The organism is uncultured Porphyromonas sp. (genome assembly GCF_947254915.1).
Classification (GTDB): Bacteria; Bacteroidota; Bacteroidia; order Bacteroidales; family Porphyromonadaceae; genus Porphyromonas.
The window spans coordinates 1-16,630 of sequence record NZ_CAMYEZ010000006.1; the positions used below are offsets into that span (position 1 = coordinate 1).

Below are 16,630 nucleotides of genomic sequence, written 5' to 3' on the forward strand. Positions count from 1 at the left end.
CAAAAGATCTCTATCTTCAACGTCTATGCCGAGTACAAGCCTCATTGGGCTGAGGGAGCTTTCGTCAAGGGAGGACTGATGACGCCAAGCTTTGGCTATGAGCTACCTTACAGCTCTAGTAAGCGTGCTGCCTTCGAGCGGTCTCACTATATGGGCGATCTATTCCCTGGAGATATTGATATGGGACTAGCGATGGGATACAACGGCACTCTAGATCAGAGCAAGCGGTGGCGACTGGAGTCAACTCTATCTATCCTATCGGGCAATGTGGACAAGGGGATGAACAAAAATCTCCCTAACCTAGCTCTACGCCTAGCTCTGACAGAGCAGGGCAATAACCACGCTGTCAGCTTCGGGCTCTCGGGATATGCGGGCACTATGCCTACACCTGGTGGATACTACGCCTTTGACAAGGGGACGGCTACCCTTAAGAAAGATCGCATGCTACGTACCTACGGGGGAGCCTTCCTCACGAGTACGATAAAGCATCAAAGCGGACAACTAATGCTCACGACTGAGGGGATCATGGGTCTACAGCCTGGATGGCAACATGCGAACTTAGCGGTGGGTGCGAAGGCTAATCCTACACCAGGCAATGATCTCTTCGTACAGCGCCCCTTCATCGCTGGCATGGCACAGATCGTGGAGCGTATCAAGCCTGTGGACCTAGAGCTCTTCGGTCGGTACGCTTACTATGATCGCAATAGAAACTTTGACCCAAAGGCTGTGCAGGATGTCAAGCTGGGTCAACTGTCAGCTCGTACTGAGGGACGCTCACATCAGCTTTCGACTGGGGTCAACTATTTCCTCCAAGAGGATCACCTGCGCCTGTCGCTGCAATACGACTGCTTCCTACGTCAGCAGATCGAGCAGCAGGCATTGATCGCTGCTAAGCCACTACACATGGTGACCGTGGGAGCGCAGTACAAGTTTTAGTCACGCTCTCGACAGCCCATATATCATTATCTATATATGATATCTGTATAGCTTATTATCTATATCTCCTCATGATGATGATGATGGTACGTCAAATCTGTTCATAACTCCCGCTGTGCAGGAGTTAATGACGCTAACATCTGATCTTCTCTAGCTGGCTCTGCTGGCTACTTAGAGGATATAAAAGAGCGAGACGATCGTGAGCAGTTACGGTCGTCTCGCTCTTTATCTGTACCTGTTCATAACTTGATCAAAACTGGTTGATAACTCAGCGGTAACTTATTTGGATAATTGAAATCTTTTCGTAGCTATACAACTTTCCGAGATAAGCAAATAAGTTAGCCTTGAGTTATTGATGAGTTATGAACAGCTTTTTCAACAGGAAAAGGGGGGTTATGAACAGCTTGTTGACACCCTCATGGGACGCCCGCACCAGATCCCTGTGAGGATCCCCGTACGTACGAGTAGATAGCTGTCAAAAGCGATCCACAAGGCGGTCATACCGAGCAAATTATAGAGCAGATAGTAGAGGGAGAAGAAGACAATACTTGATCCTATCATGGACCACTTGAGACCTGCCGATCGGGTTGTGCCGGCGTAGATACCATCCCAGAGGAAGGCGCCGAAGCCTACCAGCGGGATGAGCGCTGCCCAGAGATGATACTGCTTAGCGTAGGCGACGATCTCGTCATGACTACTCAAGAAGCGGAGCAAGCCATCGGGATAGAGCGCGAAGAGGGTGGTGGCGAGGAGGGATAAGACGATGCCGATGGCAAAGAGTCGAAGGATAACTGCCCTGAGTAGGTCCATACGACCGGCGCCGTAGAAGCGTCCTGAGAGTGATTCACCTGCATAGGCGAAGCCATCCATAAAGTAGCTGAAGATGCTGAAGAACTGCATGAGCAAAGCATTTGCTCCTACGGCTATGGCGCCTTCACGAACGCCCGCATAGGTGAAGAAGAGCGTGATACTGCTGAGCAGCAAGGAGCGGAGCATCAGATCCTTGCCGAGGATGAGGTAGCGTCCGTAACCTTTCGTATCGGTGAAGTGACCGAACCGCAGATGTCGCACGAGATAGCGATACTTAATGAGTAGGGTAGTGAGGAGTATCAGAGCCTGACTATACTGCGCCACGCAGGTACCGATAGCAAGTCCCTCGACACCCATCTGGTAATGGACGACGAGCGTATAGGAGACGAGGAAGTTGACCACCAGTGCACTCATAGAGGCAATCATTGGGACACGACTGTTTTGCATTCCGATGAACCATCCGTTGAGGGCGTAGATGAGCATTACGGCAGGGGCTGCGTAGAAGATGATTTGGATGTATTGCTCTGCCTCTACGCCTAGTCGCTCCGTAGCACCACCTGTGACGAGACCGCTCAGGAGCGTGGCGAAGGGAGAGACGAGTAGTACGACGATCGTGCAGAGGAGCGCCATGGTAATGCCACGAGCCAGCTGACGATTGATGTCGGAGCTGTCTTGCCGTCCGTAAGCCTGAGCCACGAGTCCCGTTGTGCCTAGGCGTATGAAGCCAAAGAGCCAGTAGATCGTGTTGGTAATCGTGGCGGCTACGGTGACTGAGCCGATAGCTTCGGGGTGAGCCATGTGTCCCGCCAGCCCTACATCGATGAGCGAGAGTAGCGGGACGGTGATATTGGAGATGATGTTTGGGATCGTGAGCCATAGGATCTGGCGATTGATCTGACGGCTCAGCTGTGGATCCTCTACCTTAGCGTGCATCTCAGTCTATAGCTATATGGAGTTCGTCTTGCCACCGAGGAGGCGTGATGCCGTAGCAAGCGGTAATCCTGTCGGTCGCCAGCACGCTGTAGGCGGGGCGCTCGGCTGCGGTGGGGTATTCAGCCGTTGGGATCGGAGTCAGTTGTGACAAGTCGTACGTAGGAACGTGCGTAGCGATTGCCTCATGGGCAAAGTCGTACCACGAGCAGACACCGCCGTTGGCATAGTGGAGTAGGGAAGTGCGAAAGCTTCGCTCCTTATCGTAGCAAGCAATGATCTCGCAAATGGCTCGTGCCAGCGAAAGTGCCGAGGTCGGCGAACCTATCTGATCGTTGACGACACGTAGCGTCTTTCCCTCACGAGCAAGTCGTAGTATGGTGCGAACAAAGTTGTGTCCCCAGGGAGCCCAGAGCCACTGCGTACGAATGACTAGATGCTGCTCGGCGGGATGCGTCGGGTGCATCAGGAGAGCCAGCTCACCCTGACGCTTGGTGCGACCGTAGAGGCTACGAGGATTGGTAGCATCCTCCTCATGATAGGGCGTCCCCTGGCACCCATCGAAGACATAGTCGGTACTAATCTGTATGATCGGCAGATGACTCTCGGCAAGCTGTGCAGGCAGTAGCGCATTGAGCGCTAGAAGGTCACGATACTGTGCTTTATCCTCGGCAAGATCCACCTGTGTGAAGGCAGCGCAGTTGACTATCATAGTCCAGTCGTGGGCTATAGCTTGCTCTTCCCAAAGCTTGATCGCTTGGGTTACAGACTCCGTGTCAGTGCAGTCGAGCTGCTCGTGCGTGTAGTTGACCAGTTCGTAAGGATTGCCCCGCTCTGCCAGCTCTCGTGTCAGACTTCTTCCCAGCTGTCCCGAAGCTCCGAGTAAGATGATACGCCCTCTGCTCATGACCGTGGCTTCTCTTGTGACTCCTCCTGGTGATGCTTGCGATGATACTCCTGATCAAGTAGTGCAAAGAGTGCGCTAATCTGCTGGTAAATACGAGTATCGGTAGGGGAGTGCGCAGCACCCTCACCACTGCCTTGAGCTAGTCCACGTACCGTCGCATTATATAGTATGGTGCAGAGGATCTCTATCTCGCCCATCTCCTTCGCGTGTGGATCCTTCGCTCTAAAGGCGACGATCGTCGGCAGGACCAGTATGTAGCACCCTTGGTAGACGATGTTGTGCTCGTCCTGGCTCACTTTCTTGTGTATTGCTTCGCACTCAGCCATCAGTTGCTTCGTGATAGGAGCGTGCTGACCGCTAAGGATCTGCGCTACCGATGCCTCGCTGAGGAGCTCTTTCATCAAGTTTTGTCGCCAAGGGTCTGACTGCATCAGATGCTGTTGCAGTAGTTTGAGTGGTTGTTGCTGGCGAGTGAGGATACGTACACTCTCCTCGGCGATCCATAGATGTATGATCTGAGCAGTGTACTCAGGTACGTCAGGCAGTAGCCCAGGAGTATTGGCTTCGTTGGTCATAATATCGGGATTAAGCTTTGCGGTGAGCGATCAACTTGCGTACGGGGTAGACAGCCGCTAGGTAACCAACGGCAAAAACCAGCAAAAGCACGACGAGTAGATCCGTCTGACGTATAGCTACTGGATAAGGTTGCGACTCCAAAGCTAGATCCATCGTAAGCCACCCATAATGTATCTGTAGCAAGCAAAGGGTGATGCCGATAGCTATGCCGGTGACGGCGCCAATGAGCGTGACCATCAGCCCCTCCAGCTGGAAGGTACGTCTGATCTCTCGTGGAGTCTCGCCGAGAGCGTGTAGGATCGCTATATCCTCCTGCTTCGAGATGAGGAGCATCGAGATACTTGCCATCACATTGTAGGCAGCAAGTAGGAGGATAAAGGCAAAGATAAGCGACGTGATCCACTTTTCGATAGATACGAGGCGCATCAAGTGCGGTTGTTGCTCAGGTCTGTTGCGAACGATGTACTCATCGCCCAGCGTCTTCGCTATGGCTTTCTGTACGGCCCCTTCGTCGGCTCCTTCAGCTAGCTGCAGAGCTAGACCGTGCGCTTGGTTTTCGTCCAGCATCAGCAGCGAACGTAGCTCAGAGAGCGGCATGAAGATAGAGTTGTCGTAGACTACATTGTCCGTAAAAAGCACCGAAACGGGCACCCCCTGCGACCGCCTTAGCGAAGTCATCGGCATGATCGGATTGATGTATCCCTTGCGCTTAGGGAGCGTGATGATGAGTGGGTCCGTGTCGTGCGCTATCGTGTTTAGGTTGATCGCTATCGAGGCACCCAGATTGTATTGCCCAGGATGTATCGCTATGTCGCCACTGTAGAGATATTTGTCCATCTGAGAGATGCGCAGGTAAGCACTGTCTACACCGTAGAGATGCGCCGCCGAGAAGCTCTCCCCCTCACTACGACTCACCAGTCCCTCGCCCCATACGAGCGGAGCGATGGCCTTTATCCCCTTTATCGCATGGATCTCTTGGATCACCACACTCTGGTCAAAGGGCGCTTCGTCCCCCTTCGTGATCAGTAGCTGAGGATCCAGTCCGACCACCTTGTCCAGGATCATCTGCTCATACCCATTGTATATGGATAGCACGCAGATCATAGTCATCGACACCACGGCAATCGCCAGCACGCTCACGCGGGTGACGATATTGATGGCACCCAGCTTCTTGTGGGCAAAGAGGTACCGCCAGGCGATAAAGAAGGGCAGACGCATCGTGTGGAGCTAGCGAATCAATTTATTGCTCTAGTAGCTTGTCGATGCGCTCCAGATAGTCTAGCGAATCATCTATATGGTACTCCATCTCAGGGATGACTCGTAGCTGCTGACCCGTGCGCTGACCCAGCTCGTAGCGGTAGCTACCAGCGTTGTCCTGTATGTACTTGAGTAGCTCGTCGGCACGCTCTGAGGGGAAGATACTCAGGTAAATATGAGCTCTGCTCAGGTCGGAGGTAACCCGTACGAGGGTGACGCTCACCAGCACGCCACGCAGCTGCTGCGTGAGCGGACGAAAGATCTCTCCCATCTCCTTCTGTATCAGTCGTGCTATCTTTTGTTGTCTTCTTGTATCCATAGTCATCTGTCGTTATGCATACAAAGATAGCAATTAGTGGGGAGAGAGGGTTAGACTTTAGAAGTTAGACTTTAGAGATTAGAAGTTAGATTACTCCGATGGCTCCGATGCATTCCGATGGTTCCGATGCACTCTGATACCCTTCAGAGCCCCTGACACCACACCTCCGAGGAAATCCGAAATCTCTCGGTGGGGATTTCGTAATCTCCAGCGAGCAACGAACAAATTCTTCCGAACTTTCATTTCATTCTTCCGAAGTTTCATTTCATTCTTCCGAACTTTTATTTCGTCCCTCGGTGGAGAATTTTCATTTGCTCCGTGGAGATTTCCGATTTTCTCGGGAGGGATTGGTCCCAATGGTGATGTCTGAGTAACTATAGCGTGTGTATATAGTGTTCCGTGGCGATACTCTAGCCATCTATTCCACGTTTGTCGTCAAGCGTAGTGCCTAGACGACAGGGGTATAATGCGTCAGTCCAGTCCATTCACCACGCCTATGTGTTGGAATTAGAATATATTATGTACCTTTGCGGTGCATAGGTGTACGAGGGGACAACCAATCTTGTAACCCCGTCTGAATAGGGAACTTGGTGCGAAGCCAAGACTGTACTCTCAGCTGTAACTCCTGAAGAGCGACCCTGCTTGATATTGTCACTGTAGCGCACGCCTACCAGCTTTCTAGCGAAGGTCTCGTAGGTAGCTATGGGAAGACCCAGGGTATCGTTCGTTTTGTAGAGCTCCATGTGAGCTGATACGAACTAGGGAGAAGTCAGAAGACCTGCCTGTGCCATAGGACTTTTGTTTTCAGAGCTAGAAAATGAAAAGATTGACAGCGGTACAGATACGACTTCACATAGTGCGTATGATAGAGTCCATAGCAGCGAGACTGGCTATGAGGCTCCCTCTCGTTGTATCTACCGTCATCAGCCACACCCTACTGCCAGCTTCAATCTGTAGGCGCGTGATCTCGCCCGTGACTTCTGCTCTGTATCTCGATGGTCCTACTCGGACACACGACGATTCTATTCACTTTATACAGAAAAGAAGTTATGAAAACACGCGAAGAGTACATCGAGAGCCTTAGAGCCCTCCATCTCAACGTCTACTTCATGGGCAAGAAGATCGACAACCCTGTCGATCACCCCATGATTCGCCCCTCTCTCAATTCGCTAGCGATGACCTATGAGCTGGCTCAGCAGGAGGAGTACAAAGACCTGATGACCGCTACCTCCAACATCACGGGCAAGACGGTCAATCGCTTCTGCCACATTCACCAGAGCGCTGAGGACCTGGTCAAGAAGGTCAAGATGCAGCGTCTCCTCGGTCAGAAGACCGCTAGCTGCTTCCAGCGTTGCGTAGGCATGGATGCCTTCAACGCTATCTGGTCTACCACCTATGAGATGGATGAGGCGTGCGGTACCAACTACCACCAGCGCTTCAGAGACTATGTCCAGTACTGCCAGGACAATGACCTCGTCGTGGACGGTGCTATGACCGATCCTAAGGGTGACCGCAGTCTCTCTCCCTCACAGCAGGAGGATCCCGATCTCTACGTACACATCAACGAGATACGCCCTGACGGTATCGTCGTCACGGGTGCCAAGGCTCACCAGACCGGTTCGGTCAATTCGCACGAGCACCTGATCATGCCTACCTGCTCGATGCGTGAGGATGATGCAGACTACGCCGTTTCTTTTGCAATCCCTAGTGACGCTGAGGGCGTTACCATCATCTACGGTCGCCAGTCTTGCGATACACGCAAGATGGAGGAGGGCGCAGACATTGACCTCGGTAACTCAACCTTCGGAGGTCATGAGACACTCTTCATCATGGATCACGTCTTCGTACCTATGGAGCGTGTCTTCATGTGCCGTGAGTACCAGTTCTCCAACATGCTCGTCGAGCGCTTCGCTGGCTATCACCGTCAGTCTTATGGTGGCTGTAAGGTAGGTGTGGGCGATGTCCTCATCGGTGCGGCTGCCCTCGCTGCTGACTACAATGGCGTACCTAAGGCTTCGCACATCAAGGACAAGCTGATCGAGATGGTGCACCTCAATGAGACGCTCTACGCTTGTGGTATCGCTTGCTCGGCTGAGGGCAAGAAGACGAAGTCGGGCAACTATCTGATCGATATGCTCCTCGCAAACGTATGTAAGCAGAATGTAACCCGCTATCCCTACGAGATAACTCGTCTCGCTGAGGACATAGCTGGCGGTCTAATGGTTACGATGCCTAGCCAAGCTGACCTGCAGCACGAGGAGGTCGGCCCGCTCGTACGTAAGTACCTCGCTGGCGCTAAGGGCACGGACACGGTGAATCGTATGCGCATCCTACGTCTGATCGAGAACCTCACACTCGGTACTGCTGCCGTAGGCTATCGCACGGAGAGCCTACACGGTGCTGGCTCGCCACAGGCTCAGCGCATCATGATCTCGCGTCAGTGTAATATGGAGGCAAAGAAGGAGCTGGCTCGTCAGATAGCTCATATCGACACCTCTCTGGATAAGAAGTCTCAAGGCAAGTAGTCCTAGCCGATTATGACAGATCTATCCTCTAGGGTAGACGAGATCACTACCATCATCAGTAGCTATGTACGTCCCCAGCTCCAGGCTCACGGGGGCGACATAGCTCTGCTGAGGGTGGCTGGCGAGCAAGTCTTCGTCAAGGTCTCGGGGAGTTGTCAGGCCTGCCCCTCGCTGAGTAGTACGATCCAAGAGGTCGTGCAGGAGACTCTGCGCAGCGAACTCGCTCTCCCCACCCTAACGGTAACTGTAGACGACAGCGTCAGCGACGAGCTCATCGCTGAGGCGCTCCGGATCATACGAAAATAAGGGCGCTTAGCTTTTAGCTCTTTGCTTTTGGCTAGAGTCACTAGAACTACTAGAGCCACTAGAACCACTAGCCAACAGCTAAAAGCCAACAGCCAACAGCCAATTTCTAACCTCTATTCTCTCTATATGTCTATCCCATTTAGCAGTATTACTTCCGACGAAGCTGTCTCTCACATACAGGACGGTGACTTCGTCGTCCTATCTCATGCGGCTGCTGTACCGCAAGCCTGCGTCGCTGCCTTAGCGCGAAACTATGAGCGCTTCCACAACGTACGCATCTTCCACATGGTCACTCTCGGCGAAAGCCCCTACACAGCACCAGAGATGGAGGGACACTTCAGACTCGTGACCAACTTCGTCGGAGCCAACACGCGCCCAGCCGTCGATGAGCAGCGCGCTGACTTCGTCCCTTCCTACTTCTACGAGGTTCCCTCGATGATGCAGCCAGGAGGAGCCTTTCATCCAGATGTTGCCATCGTGCAGCTATCCTATCCCAACGAGGAGGGCTACTGTAGCTTCGGCACCTCCTGCGACTACACCAAGCCCGCTGCAGAGCAAGCGCGAGTCGTCATCGGAGAGCTCAATAAGCAGATGCCATTCGTCGGTGGAGACAACCTCATACATATCTCGCAGCTCACGCATATCGTTGAGGCTGACTACCCACTCTACGCACTTGACCTGCCACGCATCGGAGAGGTCGAGGAGGCTATCGGACGCAACTGCGCAGAGCTCATACAGGATGGCGACACGCTCCAGCTAGGTATCGGAGCAATACCTGATGCCGTCCTGCTCTTCCTCAAGGACAAGAAGGACCTCGGTATCCACTCCGAGATGGTCTCCGACGGTGTCGTCAAGCTTATCAAGGCTAACACCATAACGGGCCGGCGCAAGACGCTACATCCCAACAAAGTGGTCGCTACCTTCCTCATGGGTACGCAAGAGCTCTACGACTTTGCGCACAATAACCCAACCATCGAGATGCGCCCCGTCAACTATGTCAACGATCCGCGCATCATTGCTCAAAACGATCAGCTCGTGAGCATCAATAGCTGTATCGAGGTAGACCTCATGGGACAGGTCGTCTCGGAGGCGATGGGCTTGCGACAGTTCAGCGGTCCTGGCGGACAGGTAGACTTCGTGCGTGGTGCCGCCTGGTCTAAGGGCGGACGCAGCATCATCGCTATCCCCTCCACAGCTCGCCGAGGTACCGCCTCCCGCATCGTACCCCTACTCACAGAGGGCGCAGCCATCACCACCTCTCGCAATGACGTAGACTATATCGTCACCGAGTATGGCGTAGCGCACCTCAAGGGCAAGTCGCTCCGTGAGCGAGCCTTAGCACTGACTGCTATCGCTCATCCCAATTTCCGCCCCGAGCTAGAGGCGGAGTGCAAGAGAAGATTCAAACTATAACAATACATTCTTACTATGCAACTATTCAAGCTCAAGACGGTCATCGACCAGTTCGAGACCTTTGCAGACTTTGCCAAAGCCTTTGCACTCGGGGAGCGGGACCTAGTCATCACCAATGACTTCCTCTACGAGCCCTTTATGAAAGCTTCTCAGCTACCCTGCCACTTCGTCATGCAGGAGCACTACGGCACAGGAGAGCCCTCAGAGGAGATGATGAATCAGATCCTCCACGACCTACAGGGGACGGACTTCGATCGTGTCATAGCCGTAGGCGGTGGTACGGTCATCGACATCTCCAAGCTCTTCGTGCTACGTGGCTTGACAGACGTGATGGACGCCTTCGACAAGAAGATCCCGCTCGTCAAGGAGAAGCAACTCATCATTATCCCCACAACCTGCGGTACAGGTAGCGAGGTGACCAATATATCGATCGCTGAGATCAAGAGCCGCCAAACGAAGATGGGACTCGCCGATGATGCCATCGTCGCTGACAATGCTGTCATCATACCTGAGCTACTCAAGGGGCTACCCTTCAAGTTTTACGCATGCAGCGCCATCGATGCGCTCATACATGCTGTCGAGTCCTTCCTCTCGCCCAAGTGCAACCCCTACACCGCTATCTTTAGCGAGGCTGCTTGGCAGATCATCATCCCAGTCTTCCAGAAGATACGAGACAAAGGTCCCGACTACCGATTCGACTGTATGGGCGAGATGATTATGGCGAGCAACTTTGCGGGCATCGCCTTCGGCAATGCCGGCGTTGGTGCCGTCCACGCGCTCTCTTATCCGCTCGGAGGTACCTATCACGTACCCCACGGAGAGGCAAACTATCAGTTCTTCACCGAGGTCTTTAAGGCTTACGAGCGCAAAGCTCCAGCTGGTCAGATGCAGCTCCTCAAGGAGAAGCTCGCCAAGCTGATGGGTTGCACACCCGCCACGCTCTTTGACGAGATCGATGCACTACTCTCAGCCTTGATTGCCAAGAACCCACTTCACACCTACGGCATGAAGGAGGAGGAGATCGAAGGCTTTGCCGACGCAGTCATCGCTACACAGCAACGCCTCCTAGCAAACAACTACACCCCCCTCACACGGGACGAGATCAGAGACATCTACAAGGCTCTCTACTAAACAACGCTATCACACAATTCAATTTATAAACAACCATATCTATGGATATTAAAGAAATGGTCTCTCTAGCACGAGAGGCACAGAAGGATTACCAAGCACGCTTTGACCAGGACGCTGTAGACCAGGTGGTCAAGGCTCTCTGTCGTGTCGTCTATGACAATGCTGAGATGCTCGCTCGTGAAGCTATCGACGAGACCGAGATGGGCGTCTACGAAGACAAAGTGGCTAAGTGCCGCAACAAGTCAAAAGGCGTATGGAGCAACCTCCAGGGCAAGAAGAGTATGGGCGTACTAGACATCGACGAGAAGACCGGTCTCATCAAGATCGCTAAGCCCGTAGGTGTCGTCGCTGCTATCACCCCGACGACCAATCCGATCGTCACACCGATGGCAAATATCGCCTTCGCGCTCAAGACTCGCAATGCGATCATCGTATCTCCACACCCACGCTCTAAGAACTGCTCCGCACATACCATCCAGCTCATACTGGAGCGCCTCAAGGAGTTCAACGTACCTGAGAACCTCATCCAGTGCGTCACCGAGCCCTCTATCCAAGCCACGCAAGACCTCATGTCTGCCGTCGACGTCGTAGTCGCTACGGGTGGTATGGGCATGGTACACTCAGCTTACTCTTCAGGCAAGCCCTCTTTTGGTGTCGGTGCTGGCAACGTACAGGTCATCCTCGACGAGCATATCGACTACAACGAGGCTGCCGAGACCATCATCCGCGGACGTATCTTCGACAACGGCATCATCTGCTCTGGCGAGCAGTGCTTCATCTATCCTGAGCAGCATAAGGAGGAGATCTTCCAGGCCTTCAAGGATCACGGAGCTTACTTCGTACCTGCTGAGGAGCATGACAAGATGGTCAATACCCTCTTCGTCAACGGCACCATCAGTCGCGACGTCGTCGGTAAGAGCGTACAGCACATCGCTCAGCTCGCTGGCATCTCCGTACCCGAGGGTACCCGTATGCTCATCGTGCCTGCCAAGGGTGTCGGTACTGCCGATCCTATCTGCAAGGAGAAGATGTGCCCCGTGATGACCTGTCTGCCTTACAAGCACTTTGACGAGGCTATCGAACTGGCTAATACCAACCTCAAGATGGAGGGTAGTGGTCACACGGCTGGCATCCACTCAAACAATCAGGGTAACATCATCAAGGCTGGCGACGAGATCACCATCTCACGTCTCATCGTCAACGCACCCTGCTCGATCACCGCTGGTGGATCTATCCAAAATGGTCTCTCCGTGACCACAACCCTAGGTTGCGGTAGCTGGGGTAACAACTCTATCTCAGAGAACCTCACCTACAAGCATCTACTCAACATCTCCCGCATCGCTCGTATGTCGCCACACGTCCACGTACCGACAGACGAGGAGATCTGGGCGATGAACTAGATCCGCACATCCATAGGCTATCTGCGCTCACCTAGCTCTAGAGCGCACACAGAAAAGACTCCCGACGAGGCGATGCCTCATCGGGAGTCTTTCTGTATAGGGAGTACCCGCTCAGCGAGTACTGCTTAGCGTACCACCTTGAAGGTCTGGCTACCAGCCTTGATTAGGTAGGAGCCAGCGGGGAGTGTAGCTGTACTGATGGTAGCCACGCTTGCTACGGGCTCTACGACCTGTAGGCATTGTCCCTGTAAGTCATAGAGAGCTACGGCGGTCGTCGCATTGGTAATCGTCCAGCTCATATCGTCACAGAGCAGATGACTCTGAGAGGGTGTAGCTAGGGGCTCTAGTCCGAGAGGCTTATTGGACTCATAGACGAATGTTCCGCCATTGGTCACATCGGTTGCCACGGCTTCCTTGGAGCCATTGTACAGTAGCGGATAGGTGAGAGCCTCTAGGTTGTAGTTCTTAAATCCATAGATGAAAAGACGTGCCAACGTGGGGAGAGGATAGTAAGTCTTAGCGGCCGGTTGTCCCGTCGTAAATGTAAACTGATAGATAAACCCGCCACCGCCCAAGGATGCTAGATTGCCCTTGTCGTCATATTCAAAAATCGTCTCAACGAGCTCATTCCCCGCCTTGAGATAGGAGAGCCCTAGCATGTACCTTCCATCTGCGTCAAAGGTTATCTCCTCAGACTCAAAGGGGCTTCCGTCAGCATTCACGGCTGTGCGCTTGTAGAGCTGCCCCCTCTTGTTGTATTCAAGCGTAGTGGTAAAGCCTTCGCCCCACTCAAAGACATTAGGGTCCAGAAAGTGGATTGTAGCTTTGCTCGGTAGTCCCTCGGCACTATATTCTATATTGAGCTTGTAGTCCTCCACGAGAGTAGTATCCTCAGGGGTGGTGTTGAGGTTATTCCAGCGCACGAAGCGGGTCATCTGCCCCTGGTCGTTGTAGGTATAGCAGTAGCGCCTGGCGATGACTAGGTCGTCAAAGCCTTGACGCTCTCCATACTCCACCTGCTGGATGCACTGATGCTTGTCGTTGTAGAGATAATCTAGGTATAGCCCTGAGTTACGTTGTCCCGTTATCGTATCCGTCTCGAAGTAGCTACAGCGAGTGATGTCGTTGTGGGCATTGTATTCAAATTCAATATCCTGATTCCCAAAGACGCCGATCATCTTAGAAAGACGATAGGTGGCTTGGTCAGGCACGTGGTAGAAGTCGCTGAGATTCTTCAGATTGTTTTCCAGCATCTGAGCGGATAAAAGTATGGTGCTGCCTAATAGTAGAAAGAGGAGGCTGAGAGTCCTGTGTAATGCTTTCATATTGAGAAGTGATGTTGTAGTCTTTATTTAAAGAGATAGTTTGAGTGTCGTCTCACCGATTGTAAGGAGGTAGAGACCAGAGGGAGTATACGTAAGGTCTATTTGCTCCGTGCTAGCTCCCGTAGCCACGGTAGTGAAGATAGTCTCGCCGAGCAGGGTGCACAGTGTAATAGGAGTGCCAGCAGATGTTCCAGTGATGGTCAGGTGATCTGAAGAAACCTCTACGGTGTAGCAAGTCTCTCCTACTGGGCTACTGACTGCATTACTATTACCCACGCTAGCGAAGGTCGCCTCAACACGGACGTTGTAACCATCTATGAAGAAGTATCGGTCCTCTAGGATGTCCTCACCGTTAGCTCTAAGGTACTTAAGCTCATAGCCCTCATCGGGAGTGCAGGTGAGCTGTACTTTGGTGCCGTCTGGCACAGCATTGGGGTCGGAGCAGTCGGCCTCTACCTTGCCCTTACCCAACTTAACGATCGTCACCTTGTAGGTGTCCACTGGGATAAGCTTGTAGGAGGCACTGATCTCTACATCACTCGCTACGGAGATATACTTCTCAGCCGTAATGTCTTTGTATCCAGCCATTAGATGCTCTAACTCATAGCCCTTCTCGGGGGTGCAGATGAAGTGAAGGATAGCCCCCTCGGGGACCTTTGTGAGGTCATACTCTTGCTCCTTTACTGCAAGGGTACCGTGCTCAGGCTTCTGAAGCGATACACGATAGCTCTTGACAGGGCTAAAGGTTGGCGTGACGGTGACATCAGCCTTGACGATGAGTGTGCGGGTGTTTGTAATGTCCTCTGTACCTGCCATAAGCTTGGTCAGGGCATACCCATCCTCAGGCTCTGCGGTAAAGGTCACAGCACTACCCGCCAGGAGGTGCGTCAGGTCTACACCCTCGGGAGCTACGATGCGACCATGCTCGGCCTGAGCTATGGTTACCTTGTGATAGCTCTGCTGAGGAGCGATGATTACTTTGCCCGCATACTCCTCCTTGCCATCGAGGGTGATGGACATTACCTCGTTGAGCTCTGCCACCTTAGCACCGCTGGGAGAGGTGATAGCACATCCCTCGAGGGTTAGCTCCTTGAAGTAGCCGATGGAGACCGCGCCCTGGTCATTGATCGTTGAGGCGGTGACATAAGCTTTGTCTATCAAAAGGTGAGAAGAGACGAAGTCTCCCACGAGTCCGCCATTGAGCCCGATGGCTGTAACGGATACCCCATCGGCGATGGTCAGGCTAGCCCCAGATCGACAAGCATAGGCATAAGCCTGCTCAGAGGTAATGCTGAGAGAGCCTGGACCTGTAATGCGGACAGACGAACGCATCGTGATGGCGTCATCAGAGCCTGTGCATACGAGCTGGTTGGTGCCCTCGACCTGTATAGTTATTTCGTCAGGCATCCAGCCTGTGAGTATCCTAGAGACAGTGTTGATCTGGACATCTCGCAGTGTGAGCGTCCTAGTTGCAGCCGTCCAGGATACGGAGCCCTTCTGGTCTGCCGGAAGTAGTTGCGCCTGGTCTGTAGCGGGGTCAAAGGGTCTCTCCATAAAAGTCATCTCCTGCGCACCCACTGGGAGGGTGAATAGCCACAAAGATATGGCTACGCCAAAGAGCTTTAGGAGCCGTAGTAATTGTTGATTCATTGATTGATTGCGTTTTGATGTTTGTATAGCATGTGTGTCGTCAGCTCGCTACTTCTTGTCTACCTGTATGGCATACTGGATCGTGATATAGCCACGGAGCTTCTTGTTGTTCTGAAAGTCTAAGACGCGTAGACGAGCTATCTCACCAGAGGCTGAGCGGACGAGATAGATAGCGTTGTCCCAGTAGACCTGAGGTGGCATACCCTCCTGCCAGATAACGCCCTTGTTGAGATAGCCTCCATATCCGTCACACTCAGAGGAGAGGAGGAAGTTAGCCTGCTGCATCTCATACTTAGTCCTATGGGAGCCAAGACCATCATCTTCAAACTGCATCAGGAGTACCCCCTCACGATCGAGCGTCCACTGGCTATCCTCAGGAGTAGGTATATCTGCGGTTAGGACCTTCTGCTTGGTAATGCGCACGGCAGCGCCCTTGCCTTTGCCCGACACTCCACCATTGGTCTTGAAGTCGTAGCGGTGCAGACCGAGATCCCATGAGAGGTCGTTGTCTGGGTCAGTCACCTGGACCAGCTCACCAGTAGTAAAGTTTAGGTAGACCCACTTGGTATAGTCAGTCGCATCGATAGTCATTCGCTTGACCATCCACTCTTTCTTGGGATCAGCAGGCGGAGTGACTGGACCGTCTGGTGTATGGCTAGGCTTGGGCGCAGGCTTGTGACAAGCGACACATAGGAGCATCACCAAGAGTGTTAGTAGTGATAGTTTCTTCATAAATAGTTGGATTGCTTTTATTGTTAGTCAAAATGGCTTTGCAAAGGTATCGTTTGACAGATATATCTAGCAATACCCACATGTCGGTATTTCCCTTTAAGGCATACTGAGAAATGTTGAATTCTCTTAGCCTCTCTCGGTGAAATTCTAGGTTTATCGGCATTTCCTCCCGAGGAATTTGAAATCCTCCACGGAGGAAAAGAAAAATTCTTCGGAAGTTTCATTTCATTCCTCCGAACTTTCATTTCATTCTTCCGAACTTTTATTTGCCGGTTCCGTGGAGAATTTTTATTTGCTACCGAGCTATTCGCAAATTCCTCCCGAGGCGTCGGATTTTTCAGGCTCAATGTGTCAGCTTTCGCAACACTTTATGATTAGCGAGCAGATGCGCTGCAACATTTCGGCGGCTCACT

The 16,630-nt window shown here is 52.6% G+C and carries 14 protein-coding genes and 1 riboswitch; of the genes, 6 read left to right on the forward strand and 8 right to left on the reverse strand.

Annotation, left to right across the window (positions count from 1 at the left end; translation table 11 throughout):
- The coding region (locus tag Q0X57_RS00930; RefSeq protein WP_297726340.1) for a porin at positions 1–936 on the forward strand (936 nt) is incomplete at its 5' end.
- Between the two features lie 393 nt (positions 937–1,329).
- On the opposite strand, the gene Q0X57_RS00935 is transcribed toward Q0X57_RS00930, so the two are convergent.
- The 5 genes from Q0X57_RS00935 to rbfA are packed head-to-tail and all read right to left on the reverse strand — an operon-like array spanning position 1,330 to position 5,735.
- The gene (locus Q0X57_RS00935; protein ID WP_297726343.1) at positions 1,330–2,679 is read right to left on the reverse strand and encodes an MATE family efflux transporter; all 1,350 of its coding nucleotides are present in this window, start codon (positions 2,677–2,679) and stop codon (positions 1,330–1,332) included.
- Between the two features lies 1 nt (position 2,680).
- Positions 2,681–3,583, reverse strand: a complete 903-nt coding sequence (rfbD, locus tag Q0X57_RS00940) for a dTDP-4-dehydrorhamnose reductase (protein ID WP_297726346.1) — start codon at positions 3,581–3,583, stop codon at positions 2,681–2,683.
- Positions 3,580–4,158, reverse strand: coding sequence for a DUF4924 family protein (locus Q0X57_RS00945; protein ID WP_297726349.1), 579 nt, complete (start codon positions 4,156–4,158; stop codon positions 3,580–3,582). Before Q0X57_RS00945 ends, rfbD begins: the two co-directional genes overlap by 4 nt.
- Before the next feature lie 10 nt (positions 4,159–4,168).
- The gene (locus Q0X57_RS00950) at positions 4,169–5,377 is read right to left on the reverse strand and encodes an FtsX-like permease family protein (protein ID WP_297726352.1); all 1,209 of its coding nucleotides are present in this window, start codon (positions 5,375–5,377) and stop codon (positions 4,169–4,171) included.
- Positions 5,378–5,399: 22 nt separating this feature from the next.
- The gene (rbfA, locus tag Q0X57_RS00955; RefSeq protein WP_007364895.1) at positions 5,400–5,735 is read right to left on the reverse strand and encodes a 30S ribosome-binding factor RbfA; all 336 of its coding nucleotides are present in this window, start codon (positions 5,733–5,735) and stop codon (positions 5,400–5,402) included.
- A 521-nt stretch (positions 5,736–6,256) separates the two neighbouring features.
- A riboswitch (cobalamin riboswitch) is annotated at positions 6,257–6,536 on the forward strand.
- Positions 6,537–6,784: 248 nt separating this feature from the next.
- On the opposite strand from rbfA, the gene Q0X57_RS00960 reads away from it, so the two are divergent.
- The 5 genes from Q0X57_RS00960 to Q0X57_RS00980 all read left to right on the forward strand — a co-directional run bounded on the left by Q0X57_RS00960 (position 6,785) and on the right by Q0X57_RS00980 (position 12,510).
- Positions 6,785–8,260: a 4-hydroxyphenylacetate 3-hydroxylase family protein gene (locus Q0X57_RS00960; protein WP_297726355.1), complete on the forward strand. Its 1,476-nt coding sequence runs from the start codon at positions 6,785–6,787 to the stop codon at positions 8,258–8,260.
- Between the two features lie 12 nt (positions 8,261–8,272).
- A complete protein-coding gene (locus Q0X57_RS00965) occupies positions 8,273–8,566 on the forward strand; it encodes a NifU family protein (RefSeq protein ID WP_025883674.1) in 294 nt (97 codons plus the stop codon).
- Between the two features lie 126 nt (positions 8,567–8,692).
- The gene (locus Q0X57_RS00970) at positions 8,693–9,979 is read left to right on the forward strand and encodes an acetyl-CoA hydrolase/transferase C-terminal domain-containing protein (RefSeq protein ID WP_297726358.1); all 1,287 of its coding nucleotides are present in this window, start codon (positions 8,693–8,695) and stop codon (positions 9,977–9,979) included.
- A gap of 15 nt (positions 9,980–9,994) precedes the next feature.
- Positions 9,995–11,110 (forward strand): 4-hydroxybutyrate dehydrogenase, encoded by a 1,116-nt coding sequence (locus Q0X57_RS00975; RefSeq protein ID WP_297726362.1) that lies wholly within the window; start codon positions 9,995–9,997, stop codon positions 11,108–11,110.
- Positions 11,111–11,151: 41 nt separating this feature from the next.
- Positions 11,152–12,510: an aldehyde dehydrogenase family protein gene (locus Q0X57_RS00980; protein ID WP_297726365.1), complete on the forward strand. Its 1,359-nt coding sequence runs from the start codon at positions 11,152–11,154 to the stop codon at positions 12,508–12,510.
- Positions 12,511–12,635: 125 nt separating this feature from the next.
- Here Q0X57_RS00980 and Q0X57_RS00985 read toward each other — a convergent pair whose 3' ends face one another.
- Genes Q0X57_RS00985 through Q0X57_RS00995 form a run of 3 tightly spaced genes read right to left on the reverse strand, consistent with a single transcriptional unit; the run spans position 12,636 to position 16,217 of the window.
- Complete coding sequence (locus Q0X57_RS00985) at positions 12,636–13,835, reverse strand: T9SS type A sorting domain-containing protein (RefSeq protein WP_297726368.1); 1,200 nt, start codon at positions 13,833–13,835, stop codon at positions 12,636–12,638.
- 27 nt (positions 13,836–13,862) lie between these two features.
- Positions 13,863–15,485 carry a hypothetical protein gene (locus tag Q0X57_RS00990; protein ID WP_297726371.1) on the reverse strand — a complete coding sequence of 541 codons (1,623 nt, stop codon included), beginning with the start codon at positions 15,483–15,485 and terminating at the stop codon, positions 13,863–13,865.
- A 48-nt stretch (positions 15,486–15,533) separates the two neighbouring features.
- Positions 15,534–16,217, reverse strand: a complete 684-nt coding sequence (locus Q0X57_RS00995) for an HmuY family protein (protein WP_297726375.1) — start codon at positions 16,215–16,217, stop codon at positions 15,534–15,536.
- Between the last annotated feature and the right edge of the window lie 413 nt (positions 16,218–16,630).

Coding starts and splice junctions, on each gene's coding strand:
- rbfA (WP_007364895.1), bottom strand. CDS start 5,735: ATGGATACAAGAAGACAACAAAAGATAGCACGACTGATACAGAAGGAG.
- Q0X57_RS00980 (WP_297726365.1), top strand. CDS start 11,152: ATGGATATTAAAGAAATGGTCTCTCTAGCACGAGAGGCACAGAAGGAT.
- Q0X57_RS00965 (WP_025883674.1), top strand. CDS start 8,273: ATGACAGATCTATCCTCTAGGGTAGACGAGATCACTACCATCATCAGT.
- Q0X57_RS00970 (WP_297726358.1), top strand. CDS start 8,693: ATGTCTATCCCATTTAGCAGTATTACTTCCGACGAAGCTGTCTCTCAC.
- Q0X57_RS00950 (WP_297726352.1), bottom strand. CDS start 5,377: ATGCGTCTGCCCTTCTTTATCGCCTGGCGGTACCTCTTTGCCCACAAG.
- Q0X57_RS00995 (WP_297726375.1), bottom strand. CDS start 16,217: ATGAAGAAACTATCACTACTAACACTCTTGGTGATGCTCCTATGTGTC.
- Q0X57_RS00960 (WP_297726355.1), top strand. CDS start 6,785: ATGAAAACACGCGAAGAGTACATCGAGAGCCTTAGAGCCCTCCATCTC.
- Q0X57_RS00985 (WP_297726368.1), bottom strand. CDS start 13,835: ATGAAAGCATTACACAGGACTCTCAGCCTCCTCTTTCTACTATTAGGC.
- Q0X57_RS00975 (WP_297726362.1), top strand. CDS start 9,995: ATGCAACTATTCAAGCTCAAGACGGTCATCGACCAGTTCGAGACCTTT.
- Q0X57_RS00945 (WP_297726349.1), bottom strand. CDS start 4,158: ATGACCAACGAAGCCAATACTCCTGGGCTACTGCCTGACGTACCTGAG.
- Q0X57_RS00935 (WP_297726343.1), bottom strand. CDS start 2,679: ATGCACGCTAAGGTAGAGGATCCACAGCTGAGCCGTCAGATCAATCGC.
- Q0X57_RS00990 (WP_297726371.1), bottom strand. CDS start 15,485: ATGAATCAACAATTACTACGGCTCCTAAAGCTCTTTGGCGTAGCCATA.
- rfbD (WP_297726346.1), bottom strand. CDS start 3,583: ATGAGCAGAGGGCGTATCATCTTACTCGGAGCTTCGGGACAGCTGGGA.